Genomic DNA, 15,109 nt, shown 5'->3' with positions numbered 1-15,109 from the left:
GAGAAGGTGTAATCAGTTAGTCAGCATGAAAAAAAATCGCGCTTTTCTGAAATGGGCAGGGGGGAAATACCCCCTGCTCGACGATATTAAAAAGCACCTGCCGAAAGGCGAGTGTCTTATCGAGCCCTTCGTGGGTGCTGGATCGGTGTTCCTGAATACCGATTTTTCTCGTTATATCCTGGCGGATATCAACAGCGACCTTATCAGCCTCTATAACATCGTCAAACTGCGTACCGATGAGTATGTGGAAGAGGCGCGGAAGCTGTTTACGCCAGAGAACAACAACCCGGACGTCTACTATCAGTTCCGCGCTGAGTTTAATCAAAGCCAGGATCCGTTCCGTCGCGCGCTGTTGTTTCTTTATCTCAATCGCCATGGCTACAACGGCCTGTGCCGGTATAATCTGCGCGGTGAATTTAACGTGCCGTTTGGTCGCTACAAGCGCCCTTACTTCCCGCAGGATGAGTTGTACCACTTTGCTGAAAAAGCGCAGAATGCAGAATTCCACTGTCTCTCCTATGAGGAGTGCATGGAGCTGGCTGGCGTAAACTCGGTCGTCTACTGCGACCCGCCTTACGCCCCGCTCTCTGCGACGGCGAATTTTACCGCTTATCACACCAACAGCTTCAGCCCTGCCGAGCAGGCGCGTCTGGCGGAGATGGCGGAAAAGCTGGTCAGCAAAAGAATTCCGGTGTTAATTTCGAATCACGATACCCCTGATACGCGCGAATGGTACAAAGCCGCGAAGCATTTTCAGGTCAAGGTGCGGCGTAGCATTAGCAGCAACGGCGGCACACGTAAAAAGGTGGACGAACTTCTGGCGCTTTATCGACCCTGAGCCTTTGCCCGCCGGTAAACACATTTCAAGGAGATGCGGATGAAACAGTTTTTGATTGCCCCCTCAATTCTGTCGGCCGATTTTGCCCGCCTGGGTGAAGACACTGCCAAAGCTCTCGCGGCTGGCGCGGATGTCGTCCATTTCGACGTTATGGATAACCACTACGTTCCCAACCTGACCATCGGTCCGATGGTGCTTAAAGCACTGCGTAACTACGGGATCACCGCGCCCATTGACGTGCATCTGATGGTGAAACCGGTTGACCGCATCGTGCCTGATTTCGCCGCGGCGGGTGCCAGCATCATCACTTTCCACCCGGAAGCCTCCGAACACGTTGACCGCACGCTACAGCTGATCAAAGAGAACGGCTGTAAGGCGGGACTGGTCTTTAACCCGGCGACCCCGCTGAGCTATCTCGACTACGTGATGGACAAGCTGGACGTGATCCTGCTGATGTCCGTCAACCCGGGTTTTGGTGGTCAGTCATTTATCCCTCAGACCCTCGACAAACTGCGTGAAGTGCGCCGCCGTATCGATGAGTCTGGCTATGATATTCGTCTGGAAGTGGACGGCGGCGTGAAGGTCAATAACATCGGTGAGATTGCGGCGGCAGGGGCGGATATGTTCGTCGCAGGCTCCGCCATCTTCGATCAACCGGATTACAAAAAAGTCATTGATGAAATGCGCCGTGAACTGGCGAAGGTAAGTCATGGATAAATTGCAGGCTATTCGGGGTGTAGCATTTGACCTCGACGGCACGCTGGTCGACAGCGCGCCAGGATTAACCCGCGCCGTCGATCAGGCGCTATATGCCCTTGAACTCCCCGTTGCAGGCGAAGAGCGCGTCGTGACGTGGATTGGTAACGGTGCAGACGTGCTGATGGAGCGCGCGCTGTCCTGGGCTCGTCAGGAGCGTGCCTCTCAGCGTTCCGCGCAAGGTAAACCGAGTGTTGACCACGCGGATATTCCCCAGGATGAGCAGCAGCGTATTCTGCGCAAACTGTTCGACCGTTTCTACGAAGAGACCGTCGAAGAGGGTAGCTTCCTGTTCCCGGATGTCGCTGAAACGCTGAGCGCGCTACATGCCAAAGGCATCCCGCTGGGACTGGTGACTAACAAGCCGACACCGTTCGTTGCGCCTCTGCTGGAAGCGCTGGATATCGCGAAATACTTCTCCGTAATTGTGGGCGGCGATGACGTGCAGAATAAAAAGCCGCATCCGGAACCGCTATTGCTGGTGGCAGGAAAATTATCCTTAGCGCCTGCGGAGCTGCTCTTTGTCGGGGATTCCCGCAATGATATTCTGGCTGCCAGAGCGGCAGGTTGCCCGTCGGTTGGGTTGACCTACGGCTACAACTACGGTGAAGCCATTACGTTGAGTGAGCCGGACGTTGTGTTCGACCACTTCAAAGATTTGTTGCCCGCACTCGGGCTCTCGCACAGTGAACATCAGGAATTGAATAATGACTAAGCCCATCGTTTTTAGTGGCGCACAGCCTTCAGGTGAACTGACCATTGGTAACTACATGGGTGCGTTACGTCAGTGGGTGAGCATGCAGGATGACTACCACTGCATTTACTGCATCGTGGATTTGCATGCTATCACCGCGCGTCAGGATCCCGAGAAGCTGCGCAAAGCAACACTTGATACGCTGGCGCTGTACCTGGCGTGCGGTATCGATCCAGAGAAGAGCACCATTTTCGTTCAGTCTCACGTGCCAGAGCACGCGCAGCTGGGCTGGGCGCTGAACTGCTACACCTATTTCGGCGAGCTGAGCCGCATGACCCAGTTCAAGGATAAGTCTGCCCGCTACTCTGAAAACATCAACGCCGGTCTGTTTGACTATCCGGTGCTGATGGCGGCCGACATTCTGCTGTACCAGACCAACCAGGTGCCGGTGGGTGAAGACCAGAAGCAGCACCTGGAGCTGAGCCGCGATATTGCCCAGCGCTTCAATGCGCTTTACGGTGACGTGTTCAAAGTGCCTGAGCCGTTTATTCCGAAATCCGGCGCGCGCGTGATGTCCCTGCTGGAGCCGACCAAAAAGATGTCCAAGTCTGACGATAACCGCAACAACGTTATCGGCCTGCTGGAAGATCCGAAATCGGTGGTGAAAAAGCTCAAGCGTGCGGTGACCGACTCCGACGAGCCGCCAGTGGTGCGCTACGACGTGCAGAACAAAGCGGGCGTGTCAAACCTGCTGGACATTCTCTCCGGTGTGACCGGACAGAGCATTCCTGAGCTGGAAAAGCACTTTGAAGGCAAGATGTACGGCCACCTGAAAGGCGAAGTGGCAGACGCCGTTTCCGGCATGCTGACCGAGTTGCAGGAGCGCTATCACCGTTACCGTAACGACGAAGCTTTCCTGCAAAAAGTGATGAAAGAGGGCGCGGAAAAAGCCAGCGCGCGCGCCTCCGAAACCCTGAAAGCGGTGTACGACGCGATTGGGTTTGTGGCGAAACCTTAAGCCGCTTTGCCGGGTGGCGCTAACGCTTACCCGGCCTACGGGACTTTGCAGGTCGGGTAAGGCGGAGCCACCACCCGACAAAACTGACGAAACAAAAAAACCGGGACATCCCCGGTTTTTTTACGCCTGAAAAACGCTTACTGCTGTGCCGCCGGGCCGCAACCGCCGATGATCTTCGAAATGGAGATCGCCGGGTGAAGCAGGTAATCGTAGCTGCAATTATTTTTAGTATTTTGAACGTGACCGGTGCAGGCCGTCAGAGTTGATAACAGGCCGACCAGTACGGCAGCTTTTGCCAGTTTGAACATACGCATTCCTTGTCAAAAAATCGAAAATTGGATGTAACACGAGGGAATAAATGGAAAAGTTCCATTATGCGGGCGGTATGTTATCGACTGAGGTAAGAAGGGAGTAGTCCGCTTAAAGACTACTCCCGGGAGAGATTATGCGTTAGTGGCTGGAGAACCAGTTCAGTTTTTCGCGCAGGGCTACCACGCGACCCACCACGATCAGCGCCGGGCTTTCAACCTGCTGCGCCAGCTCGCCCAGCTGCGTCAGCACGCCATCGACCACGCGCTGCGTAATGGCGGTGCCGTTTTCCACCAGTGCGACCGGCATATCTGCTTCCATGCCGTGCTCCAGCAGTTTCGCCTGAATCGTGGCTGCCTGATTTAGCCCCATATAGAACACCAGCGTCTGCTTTTCAGCGGCCAGATTATGCCAGTCCAGTTCGCTGCCGGTTTTCAGGTGGCCCGTCACCAGGCGCACGCTCTGGGCATAGTCGCGATGGGTTAACGGAATGCCGGAATAGGCAGAACAGCCGGACGCCGCCGTAATGCCCGGCACCACGGAGAACGGAATACCCGCGTTGCACAGGGTTTCCAGCTCCTCGCCGCCGCGACCAAAGATAAACGGATCGCCCCCTTTCAGGCGCACCACGCGCTTACCTTTTTGCGCTTCCCGCAGCAGGATCTGGTTGATCTCCTCCTGCGGTACGCAGTGATAACCTGCCCGTTTGCCGACGAACACGCGGTCAGCATCCCGGCGCACCAGATTCATGATGTCATCAGAGACCAGACGGTCATACACCACGATGTCCGCCTGCTGGATCTGCTGGAGACCCTTCAGCGTCAGCAGGCCCGCATCGCCGGGGCCAGCGCCCACCAGCACCACTTCACCGCGATGATCCAGCGGTTCAGAGAGGAGTTGCTCGGTCGTCTCTTCAACGGCTTTGGTGTCCTGATTGGCCAGCGACTGCGCCAGCCTGTCGTTGACAAAGAACTTCTCCCAGAAGCGACGGCGTTCGCCCACGGTTGCGAAGGTTTGCTTCACGCGGGAACGCAACTGCCCGGCGTAATGGGCTATCTGACCAAGATGCTGCGGCAGCACGGCTTCCAGTTTTTCCCGCAGCAGACGGGCAAGAACGGGCGAGCGCCCGCCGGACGACACCGCAATCATCAGCGGTGAACGGTCAATAATCGACGGCATGATAAAGCTCGCCTCTTTCGGCGCATCCACCACGTTACAGAAGATGCGGCGCGCTTCGCAGGCGTCGCTGACGCGCTGGTTAACGTCATCGTTATCCGTTGCGGCGATGGTCAGCCAGCAGGTATCCAGCAGGGATTCATCAAATTCGCCCTGCACCTGGGTGAGCATCCCTTCTTGCGCCCAGACGTCAAACTGTGGGGCAAAAGTGAGGGCGTTGACGGTCAGCCGGGCACCCGCCTCTAACAGCAGGCGTGCCTTGCGTTCAGCCACATCGCCGCCGCCCACGAGCAGGCAGTCGCGGTTGCGTAATTGACAAAAAATCGGCAGGTGATCCACGACGTTACCTCACAGCATTCATGGCGGGGGAAGAATTGACGTCAGGATAACAGCAGGAATCGTACAGAACATACGGTTTTTCCTGCCGTTACCCATAAGGGGTCATAAGCCTTTCCTATTGAAAAGGCGAGAGGTTACGCTTTCAGCTGCACCTCGCCGTCCTTCACGCGGACGTCGTAGTGTTTGACCGAGAAGCTTTCATCTTCCATGCAGAGTCCGTCGGTTAAGCGGAAGCGCTGCTTTTTCAGCGGGCTGGCAACCCACAGCTCGCCCTGGTGCTCCGCAATTAGACCGCGGGAGAGCACGCTGGCCTCGAAGAACGGGTCGATATTGCTGATGGCATAGACCTGTTCATCGTGGCGAGGGCGGAAAATCGCCACCTGCTCGTTGCCCAGCAGGGCACAGACGCCGGTTGCTGGCAGAATGTCGTTAATATTGCAGATGTTAACCCACTGGCTCATGCGTTTTCCTCCACCAGCATCACCGGAATACGTTCATACGGGGTCGCTGGACGATGCTGTTCGCGCTCCGGCACCACCTGCACGTTCGGGTCGCGCTGGGTGCTGTTGATAAAGTGTTTGAAGCGCGTCTGCGCCGCTGGCGTGTTCACGGTTTCGGTCCACTCGCAGATCACCGCCTCGCGCAGGCGAGTCATCTCGGATTCCAGCTGTTCATTCAGACCCAGCTTGTCGTCGATAATGACCGATTTCAGGTAGTCGATGCCGCCTTCGAGATTATCCAGCCAGGACGCGGTACGGGTCAGCTTATCGGCGGTACGAATGTAGAACATCATGAAGCGGTCGAGGTATTTGATCAGCGTATCGCGATCGAGATCGGCGGCCAGCAGATCCGCGTGGCGAGGTTTCATCCCGCCGTTACCGCACACGTACAGGTTCCAGCCTTTCTCGGTGGCGATGATACCCACGTCTTTCCCCTGGGCTTCCGCACATTCACGGGTACATCCTGACACGCCGAACTTCATTTTGTGCGGCGTACGGATGCCTTTGTAGCGGTTTTCCAGCTCTACGCCGAAGCCCACGCTGTCGCCCACGCCGTAGCGGCACCAGGTGCTGCCGACGCAGGTTTTCGCCATGCGCAGCGCCTTGGCGTACGCGTGACCGGTTTCAAAGCCCGCTTCAATCAGCTGACGCCAGATTTCCGGCAGGTCGTCTTTCTGCGCACCGAACAGGCCGATACGCTGGGAGCCGGTGATTTTGGTGTACAGGTTAAACTCACGGGCGATACGGCCCACGGCGACCAGCCCTTCCGGGGTAATCTCCCCTCCGGCAGAACGCGGGATCACCGAGTAAGTCCCGTCTTTCTGAATATTGGCCAGGAAGTTATCGTTGGTGTCCTGAAGCGGAGTGTGTTCTGGTTTGAGCACATATTCGTTCCAGCATGACGCCAGCAGGGAACCGACGGTAGGCTTACATACTTCACAGCCATAGCCCTGGCCGTGTTTCTCCAGCAGTTCGTCGAAGGACTTAATGCCTTCCACGCGGATTAGGTGATACAGCTCCTGGCGAGAGTAAGCGAAGTGCTCGCACAGGTTGTTGTTCACTTCAATGCCCTGTTTTGCCAGCTCGGCGTTCAGCACCTGAGTGACCAGAGGAATACAGCCGCCGCAGCCGGTCCCGGCTTTGGTTTCCGCCTTCAGCGCCGCAACGGTGTGGCAGCCTTTGTTAATGGCGGAGATCAGCATGCCTTTGGTCACGTCGAAGCAGGAGCAAATCTGCGCGCTGTCCGGCAGTTTATCCACGCCGATGGACGGCTTACCGCTGGAGGCGTGCGCCGGGAGGATTAGCGCGTCCGGGTTCTCCGGCAGCTCAATGGCGTTCAGCACCAGCTGGAGCAGGTTACCGAAGTCGCTGGTATCACCCACCAGCACCGCCCCGAGCAGGGTTTTGTTGTCCTGGCTGACGATGAGACGTTTGTAGACTTCTTTGCTTTCGTCCAGATAAACATAGCTGCGGGAGTTCGGGGTGCGGCCATGCGCATCACCAATACCGCCCACGTCCACGCCCAGCAGTTTCAGCTTGGCGCTCATGTCTGCGCCGGTGAAGGCGTTTTCGCTGCCGAGGATATGGTCAACGGCGACCTGCGCCATTTTGTACCCTGGTGCAACCAGACCGTATACGCGGTTATTCCAGCTGGCGCATTCGCCGATGGCGTAGATATCCGGATCGGAGGTCTGGCAGGTATCGTTGATCATGATCCCGCCGCGCTGCGCAACGGCCAGACCGCACTGGGTGGCCAGCTTGTCGCGCGGGCGAATACCGGTGGAGAAGACGATGAAATCCACTTCCAGCTCGCTGCCGTCTGCAAAGCGCATGGTTTTACGCGCTTCGGTGCCTTCCTGCACGATCTCTTTGGTGTTCTTGCTGGTGTGAACCTTCACGCCCATGCTTTCGATTTTACGGCGTAGCTGGTCGCCACCCATATGGTCCAGCTGTTCTGCCATCAGCATCGGGGCAAATTCGATGACGTGGGTTTCAACGCCGAGGTTTTTCAGTGCGCCTGCCGCTTCCAGACCCAGCAGACCACCGCCGACAACCGCGCCGCGTTTGCTTCGACGTGCGCAGGATTCAATGGCGTTGAGGTCTTCAATGGTACGGTAAACGAAGCAATCCTGGGTTTCCGACCCTTTAATAGGCGGGATCCACGGATACGAGCCCGTCGCCATGATCAGCTTATCGTAAAAAACCGTACGTCCGGCGCTGGAGTGGATCACTTTCTCCTGACGGTTGATGGTGATAGCGCGTTCGCCCACCAGCACTTTTACGCCATGCTTCTCGTAGAACCCTTCACGCACCAGAGAGAGCTCTTCGGCGGTATGGTGAGAGAAGTAGGAAGACAAGTGCACACGGTCGTACGCCTTGCGGGGTTCTTCACAGAACACGGTAATATCGAACTGCTCAGCATCGGCTTTATCGAGAAGATCCTCAATAAAGCGGTGGCCGACCATGCCGTTACCGATGATAGCGAGTCTGACTTTGCTCATTTTTGCCTCGATTTCTTTTCTATTACTGCCTACCTTAACGATTCAGCAGGGGCACTTATTGATGCAAATCAAATACGCCTTCACCTACCCCTTAGTGGGTATATCTATGATTTGTCAGGATTTTTATAAGTGACGGATATTGTTTGATTTTTGTGCTTGCTTATTTTTTGCACAAATGTAGTGGTGTTTTTTACCCATTGGCGGGCAGGGCGGGTGAGCAGGGGAAAACCCCTTTGCAGTACGCAAAGGGGTTACGGCGATTAGTGGGTAGCTGTTGCCGGGTTGTGTTGACGGTGACGGGTCACAAAGCCCAGCACGAAGCACATGATGAACACCACGGCGTACAGACCGTTAGCGGTATGCAGCGCCGCCAGCGGGCCGCTGTGCGCAACAATCGGGCCCGTGACCACGAAGGTCAGCATGGTGCCGATGGTGCCGCAGGTCAGCACGAAGTTCACCAGCTTTGGCGAGGCCACTTTGGTCTGAAGAGAGCCAAGGGTGATGATCGAGGTGTAAATCGCACTGGAGAAGAAGCCCAGGGTCAGGATGAACCACGGCATATGCTCCGGGGAACCGTTGATGAACAGATACATCAGCACGGTCGCCAGACCCGCCAGAACGGTCAGGATCCGTTGCAGGTCGAAGAAGCGCAGGATAAAGCTAAACGCCCACATGCCGAACATGTAAGACATCCAGAAATCGCTTACCAGTTTACCCGCGTCGTTCAGGCTCATGCCCAGACCTTTCGCGTATTCAGGAACCCAGGAGATAAAGCCCAGCTGGCCGAGGATGTAACACAGCGCGGCGATGGAGAGGAACAGTACGCCGATACCCCATTTTTCTTTCGCAACCGGCTCGGACGTAGTCTGCGCTTTTTTGCCCAGCACCGGGAACTCGCAGCCGAAGGTGAGAACAAAGATCGCGACATAAACCAGACCAATGCAGGCGTACACCCAGTACCACTCAATGCTGCGCGCCAGAAGATACGCGGCGACCATCGGGAAAATCATCCCGGCCATGCTGAAGAAGGAGTCGGTGAACAGCAGACGCGCGCCGCGCTGGCGGCCTTCATACATGTGCGTAATCAGGAACGTACCGATCGACATGGTGATCCCGCTCACCAGGCCCAGCACGAACATGGCGGCAGAGAAGAGGGCGATGCTGTGGCTCAGCATCAGGCCCGCCACGGCGGCAACCATCAGCGCGAAGCCGAAACGCAGCTGCGTTTTCAGCGGCACGATTTCCATCAGCCAGGCATTAAGGAAAATAGAGATCAGGATCCCCGCGTTCAGGAAGGTGAAGGTGTTACTCATACTGGAAACGGGCAGCTGGAAGTAGTCTGCGATATTTCCCATCACCATCCCGGTGACGATCACCAACGCGCCGGTCAGGGCGTAAGAGAAGAAGCTGATCCATGTGAGCTTGATGCGATTGCTGTTAGTCATGTCTGGCCTGTTAAAAGTAAAGAAAAACGCAATGACTGCGTTTGAGCGGGCAGATTTTAGTCGCGAAAGTGATCTAATTAAATCTTTTCAGAAAATTTTGAGCACAATTGCAGGCTTTAACGTGATGTAGATCACATTGCGTTGCGGGCTGAACAATCGTTTGCGCGGTAATAATTGTTTCAATTTGGTAAAATTAGGTAAAAGACTGGTCTGGGTTCATACTGCTCTTTAGAATCAAGCCATTCGCTTTTTATACTGCGCTTTGTTAAGGAATTCTCATGCTCAAATCAACACTGGCGGCTGTCGCAGCTGTGTTTGCTCTTTCTGTCGTTTCCCCTGCTGCGCTGGCAGCCAAAGGAGACCCCCACGTCCTGCTGACTACCTCTGCGGGGAATATTGAGCTGGAGCTGGATAGCCAGAAAGCCCCTGTTTCGGTGAAAAACTTCCTCGACTACGTGAACAGTGGTTTTTATAACAACACCACGTTCCACCGCGTGATCCCGGGCTTTATGATTCAGGGTGGCGGTTTTAACGAGCAGATGCAGCAGAAACAGCCCAACCCGCCCATCAAAAATGAAGCAGACAACGGCCTGCTGAACAAGCGCGGCACCATCTCCATGGCGCGTACGGCGGACAAAGACAGCGCCACCAGCCAGTTCTTCCTCAACGTGGCTGATAACGCCTTCCTGGACCACGGTCAGCGCGACTTTGGCTACGCGGTGTTTGGCAAAGTGGTGAAAGGCATGGACGTTGCGGATAAGATCTCTCAGGTTCAGACTCACGATGTCGGTCCATACCAGAATGTGCCGTCTAAGCCAGTCGTCATTCTCTCCGCGAAAGTGCTGCCATAATCGTTCCCCCACACGGGCACATCTTGCCCGTGTCTTTCCACCCTCCCTGCGAAAGCGCGTTTTGCTGCTTATACTTGTGGCAAACGGACTATTCAGGGAGGCGTAGTGAAAAAACTCACCGACAAGCAAAAATCCCGTCTCTGGGAGCAACAACGTAAGGTCAATTTTCAGGCCAGCTGCCTCCTTGAAAAAGGTAAGGGTCCCGCTGAACCTGATATCGAGACGCTGGAACTGGGGCCTTCCGCACCGGGTTTACCCCATCTGTGTCTTATTCACCGCCATTTATTCCGCAACGAAATGAAAGGCGCGGGCGAGCTGCGCACCGCCGATATTTCTAAGGGCGACATTCCTTTTTGCCATTTCGAGTACATCGAGAAAGTGGGTAATGAGCTGATGGCTTCGCTGGAAAGTGATAAATATCTGGTGGGCCTTCAGAAAGAAGAGTTTACAGACAGAATCAGTCATTACTACTGTGAAATCAACATGCTACATCCGTTTATGAGCGGTAATGGCGTGGCCCAGCGGATCTTCTTTGAACAACTGGCTATTCATGCGGGCTATGTGCTGAACTGGCAGGGGATCGACCCGAACGACTGGGCAGCCGCCAATCAGAGCGGGGCAATGGGGGATTTGACAGCCCTGAACGCCATCTTTGCCAAAGTTGTGAGCGAAGCGCGGGAATCTGCGTAAAATAGGGCGGCCATTTTTTCAGGAGCCGCCATGATTCTGCTGATTGATAACTACGATTCCTTTACCTGGAACCTTTACCAGTATTTTTGTGAGCTGGGGGCAGAGGTGGTTGTCCGCCGTAACGATGAGATCGCGCTGGCTGACATTGACGCGCTGGCACCCCAGAAAATCGTGATTTCGCCGGGGCCGTGTACCCCTTCGGAGTCCGGTATCTCGCTGGAGGCGATCCGCCATTATGCGGGCAAACTGCCGATTCTGGGCGTCTGCCTGGGTCATCAGGCCATTGCGCAGGTCTTTGGCGCCACCATTGTCCGTGCCGCGAAAGTCATGCACGGCAAAACCTCTCCGGTCACGCACACCGGTACCGGCGTATTTCTGGGGCTAAACAATCCGTTAACCGTGACGCGCTACCATTCTCTGATCATTGATCCGCCGACCCTGCCGGCCTGCTTTGAGGTCACCGCCTGGAGCGAGACGCAGGAGATCATGGGCATTCGTCACCGTGAGTACGATCTGGAAGGCGTGCAGTTCCACCCGGAAAGCATTCTCAGCGAACAGGGGCACGCGCTGCTGGCCAATTTCCTTAATCGCTGAATATCTGTTGCCTTGTTGTGATTTTTTATGCATATTTTGTGATTATATTTTCACAATCAATGTGACATAAAAATGGATGGTCATGACATGGCAACTGAACAACCAGCAATTACCCGCGCGACATTCGATGAAGTGATCCTGCCGATTTATGCACCGGCTGAGTTTATCCCGGTGAAAGGGAGAGGCAGCCGCGTCTGGGATCAGCAGGGCAACGAGTATGTTGATTTCGCAGGCGGTATTGCGGTGACGGCGCTGGGCCATTGCCATCCTGCGCTGGTGGACGCGCTGAAAACGCAGGGCGAAACGCTGTGGCACACCAGCAACGTGTTCACCAACGAACCGGCGCTGCGTCTGGGGCGTAAGATCATCGATGCCACCTTCGCCGAACGCGTGCTGTTTATGAACTCCGGCACCGAAGCCAACGAAACCGCCTTTAAGCTGGCGCGCTACTACGCAACCACGCGTCATAGCCCGTACAAAACCAAAATCATCGCCTTCCATAACGCCTTTCACGGACGCTCCTTCTTTACCGTTTCCGTTGGCGGCCAGCCGAAGTATTCCGACGGCTTTGGTCCGAAACCTGCGGATATCATCCACGTGCCGTTTAACGATCTCCACGCCGTTAAAGCGGTGATGGACGATCACACCTGTGCCGTGGTGGTCGAGCCCATTCAGGGGGAAGGCGGCGTCACGGCGGCCACCCCGGAATTTCTGCAAGGGCTGCGCGAGCTGTGCGACGAGCACCAGGCGCTGCTGGTGTTTGATGAAGTGCAGTGTGGGATGGGGCGTACCGGAGACCTGTTTGCTTATATGCACTACGGCGTAACACCGGATATTCTGACCAGCGCGAAAGCGCTCGGCGGCGGTTTCCCGGTCAGTGCGGTGCTCACCACCCAGGATATCGCTTCCGCATTTCATGTGGGCTCACACGGCTCCACCTACGGCGGTAATCCGCTGGCGTGCGCCGTGGCGGGTGCGGCGTTCGACATCATTAATACGCCGGACGTCCTGAATGGCGTGAATGCGAAACGCGACCTGTTTGTGAAACATCTCCAGCAGATTGACCAACAGTTTGATGTCTTCAGCGACATCCGCGGGATGGGGCTGCTGATCGGCGCCGAACTGAAGCCGCAGTACAAAGGCCGCGCGCGCGATTTCCTGCACGCCGCCGCGCACGAAGGCGTCATGGTGCTCAACGCCGGGCCGGACGTGATGCGCTTTGCGCCATCGCTGGTGGTGGAAGACAAAGACATCGAAGACGGATTAACCCGTTTTGCCGCGGCGGTCGCGAAGATCGTCAGCGGCTAATACGCCGTTCGTTTTAACCGGCGCGTTAACCAAATCCCGTGATGCGGGCGCTGACGCCATGCCACCGACGAAATGGTGTGCATGGTGTTCAGGTGCCCGAGAACGCGCTGTAAATGCTGCTCAAGGGTGCTCATCGGCCCGTGGGTCAGCGTCTCCGGCGCTTCCAGAATGTTCGAATCCCCTGACTCGCCCGGCGCGTCATACTCCAGACGCTGCTGACAGCGCTGCAACGCAATTTCACACGACTGCAAATAGCGCTGCGCCAGATCCGTCGTCAGCATCGTGTGCTCCCGCGCCAGCGTCGTCATGGCATTGATGTGCTCGACGATAAACTGGCTGTGCGTGACCCACAGCTTCATGTCAGCCAGATAGTGCGCGTTAAAGCCCGGCTCCTGCATGGCCTGGTTAAGGGAGTTGAACAGGGCGTTATGCGCCTGGTTGACCTTCATGCGCTCGTAGGCCAGCGGAGAGGGCTGCGGGTCATCGCTCAGAATAAGACGAATGGCCTGCTGGTCAGCTTCGAGCGCGTCGTGGGCGTTCTGCCTGAGCAGCCCGCTTTGCCACTGCGGCCACAGCCAGACCATGCCGCCAAAGGCGATCAGGCAGCCAATTAGCGTATCGACCAGCCGGGCAATAATAAACTGTTCCCCGTTAAGCGTGAGCAGTTGCAGGGTATACACCGCCGTCACCGTAAAGCCCACCATCGCCCAGCCGTAGTTTTTGCGGATGATCAGGTAGCTCACCAGCGTGATTGCCAGCATACCGGCCAGGGTATAGCCTTCCGGCACGTGGAAGTGCAGCGTCACGCCCGCGATAATCAGCCCCGCCATCGTACCGCCCGCCCGATGCAGAATGCGCACCCGCGTGGCGCCATAGCCGTTCTGGGTGACAAACAGCACGGTCATTAAGATCCAGTAGGGTTTCGGCAGGTGCAGGGCCATTCCCATCAGGCTGGCGATGCTCAGCATCACACTGATCCGCGCGGCATTGCGCAGGGCGGAAGATTTCAGTGAAAGATAACTTTTGAGCGCGGGCAGTAGCGGCAGCCGTTTTTGCTTATCGGCCATCAGGTCCCGGGCATAAAGCGGGCGCTGGGTGCGTAACACCCGGGCGATGCGGCTGAAATGCCAGGCAGCAAATTGCCCGACCGGGTTATCCGCGTGCTGACGCGCAATCTTTTCCAGCGCGCCGAGCTGTTTGTCCATGTTAAAGCGCGTCGGGTAGCGGTGATAGAGGATATCGTCAGCCAGCACCCGTAGGCGGGCCGCGACGGTCTGCGCGTTCCAGCGGATCACCGCTTCCGCATGGCTGCGCTCCACCAGCTTTTGCACCTCTTCCGGATTATGAAGGCTGACGGAGATATGCTCCTGCAAATCCAGCCCGACCTGGAAGGTTCGCAGCAGCCGCTTGTATTCATGATTTTTGTTGGCGGCAAGCATGTGCAACTGCTGATAGCACTGGCTGATCAGATCCACCACTTTTTGCTGGCGCGCCAGCAGCGGCGGCAGGGATTTTTCCGGGTCGGTATGTTGAGTGAGCAGGGTGTATTTTGCTTCGCAGTATTCAGCAAGCTGCACGTAGAGCAGGCTCAGGGATTCGCGCAGCGGCTGTTCCCGCCACAGCCAGAACCAGAACCAGTTAAACAGCCCGTACCACAGCGTGCCGAGGGCGTAGATCAGCAATGGCTCCCACACCGGCATATTGCCCGCAAGGCTTAAGGTGAAGATGGCGGCAATCAGCGACGCGGGAAGCAGCCGGGCGTGCAGCGAGCTGATTTCGGCGGTGACGCCGAGCGTCATCGCCAGCACGGTCAGGATCAACGGCAGAGGAATGTCGCGGGCCAGTAAGAGTTGTACGGCAAGGCTACAGCCGGCAAACAGGCTGCCGCCAATAATCAGACGTTTAAAAAAGCGTTTATGCGGTGTATCCAGACCGGCAATGTTGCAGCAGGCGGGCACGAGGGAAAACAGCAGGCCTTGCTGAAGATGTCCGAGGATCAGGCCCACGGCCACGGGAAGACACAACACCAGCGTTTGTCGTAGTGCGTAGTTAACTTCCGGGTGATAGATCAGCCTGCGCCACATGAGGAG

At 56.4% G+C, this 15,109-nt stretch carries 14 protein-coding genes; 8 read left to right on the top strand and 6 right to left on the bottom strand.

Annotated elements, in window-relative coordinates; all coding sequences use genetic code 11:
* Positions 1-25 precede the first annotated feature (25 nt).
* From dam to trpS, 4 genes are read left to right on the top strand one after another with little or no spacing between them, the layout of a single operon-like run.
* Complete coding sequence (gene dam, locus INF61_RS05790) at positions 26-838, top strand: adenine-specific DNA-methyltransferase (protein WP_033488054.1); 813 nt, start codon at positions 26-28, stop codon at positions 836-838.
* A 39-nt stretch (positions 839-877) separates the two neighbouring features.
* Positions 878-1,555 (top strand): ribulose-phosphate 3-epimerase, encoded by a 678-nt coding sequence (rpe, locus tag INF61_RS05785; RefSeq protein ID WP_003861634.1) that lies wholly within the window; start codon positions 878-880, stop codon positions 1,553-1,555.
* Positions 1,548-2,309: a phosphoglycolate phosphatase gene (gph, locus tag INF61_RS05780; protein ID WP_015571431.1), complete on the top strand. Its 762-nt coding sequence runs from the start codon at positions 1,548-1,550 to the stop codon at positions 2,307-2,309. The genes rpe and gph overlap by 8 nt, the downstream gene beginning before the upstream one ends.
* On the top strand, positions 2,302-3,306 hold the full coding sequence (trpS, locus tag INF61_RS05775) for a tryptophan--tRNA ligase (RefSeq protein WP_015571430.1): 1,005 nt from the start codon (positions 2,302-2,304) through the stop codon (positions 3,304-3,306). Before gph ends, trpS begins: the two co-directional genes overlap by 8 nt.
* A 137-nt stretch (positions 3,307-3,443) precedes the next feature.
* Here the strand turns inward: trpS and INF61_RS05770 are convergent, their stop codons facing one another.
* From INF61_RS05770 to tsgA, 5 genes are all read right to left on the bottom strand, one after another.
* Entirely contained in the window at positions 3,444-3,614 is a 171-nt protein-coding gene (locus tag INF61_RS05770; protein WP_008503029.1) for a YhfL family protein, read from the bottom strand.
* Between the two features lie 142 nt (positions 3,615-3,756).
* Positions 3,757-5,130, bottom strand: coding sequence for a siroheme synthase CysG (gene cysG / locus INF61_RS05765; protein ID WP_023298772.1), 1,374 nt, complete (start codon positions 5,128-5,130; stop codon positions 3,757-3,759).
* Positions 5,131-5,264: 134 nt separating this feature from the next.
* Complete coding sequence (gene nirD / locus INF61_RS05760; protein ID WP_015571429.1) at positions 5,265-5,591, bottom strand: nitrite reductase small subunit NirD; 327 nt, start codon at positions 5,589-5,591, stop codon at positions 5,265-5,267.
* Complete coding sequence (gene nirB, locus INF61_RS05755; RefSeq protein ID WP_017384160.1) at positions 5,588-8,131, bottom strand: nitrite reductase large subunit NirB; 2,544 nt, start codon at positions 8,129-8,131, stop codon at positions 5,588-5,590. Before nirB ends, nirD begins: the two co-directional genes overlap by 4 nt.
* 260 nt (positions 8,132-8,391) lie before the next feature.
* On the bottom strand, positions 8,392-9,576 hold the full coding sequence (gene tsgA, locus INF61_RS05750; protein WP_049017651.1) for an MFS transporter TsgA: 1,185 nt from the start codon (positions 9,574-9,576) through the stop codon (positions 8,392-8,394).
* A gap of 278 nt (positions 9,577-9,854) precedes the next feature.
* Between tsgA and ppiA the strand changes: the two genes are divergently transcribed.
* The 4 genes from ppiA (at position 9,855) to INF61_RS05730 (ending at position 13,019) form a co-directional block, all read left to right on the top strand.
* Complete coding sequence (gene ppiA / locus INF61_RS05745; RefSeq protein WP_193547610.1) at positions 9,855-10,427, top strand: peptidylprolyl isomerase A; 573 nt, start codon at positions 9,855-9,857, stop codon at positions 10,425-10,427.
* Positions 10,428-10,532: 105 nt separating this feature from the next.
* On the top strand, positions 10,533-11,117 hold the full coding sequence (locus INF61_RS05740; RefSeq protein WP_026080671.1) for a putative adenosine monophosphate-protein transferase Fic: 585 nt from the start codon (positions 10,533-10,535) through the stop codon (positions 11,115-11,117).
* A 30-nt stretch (positions 11,118-11,147) separates the two neighbouring features.
* A complete protein-coding gene (gene pabA, locus INF61_RS05735) occupies positions 11,148-11,711 on the top strand; it encodes an aminodeoxychorismate synthase component 2 (protein WP_017384162.1) in 564 nt (187 codons plus the stop codon).
* 87 nt (positions 11,712-11,798) lie between these two features.
* Positions 11,799-13,019: an aspartate aminotransferase family protein gene (locus tag INF61_RS05730; RefSeq protein ID WP_023295528.1), complete on the top strand. Its 1,221-nt coding sequence runs from the start codon at positions 11,799-11,801 to the stop codon at positions 13,017-13,019.
* Here the strand turns inward: INF61_RS05730 and INF61_RS05725 are convergent.
* Positions 13,016-15,103: a YccS/YhfK family putative transporter gene (locus tag INF61_RS05725; RefSeq protein WP_033488049.1), complete on the bottom strand. Its 2,088-nt coding sequence runs from the start codon at positions 15,101-15,103 to the stop codon at positions 13,016-13,018. The genes INF61_RS05730 and INF61_RS05725 overlap by 4 nt on opposite strands.
* Positions 15,104-15,109 lie beyond the last annotated feature (6 nt).

This window comes from Enterobacter cloacae complex sp. P18RS, assembly GCF_014982105.1.
Lineage (GTDB): Bacteria > Pseudomonadota > Gammaproteobacteria > Enterobacterales > Enterobacteriaceae > Enterobacter > Enterobacter hormaechei_C.
Note: the sequence above shows the minus strand (reverse complement) of the source record. Positions and strands in the feature narration are given on the sequence as shown.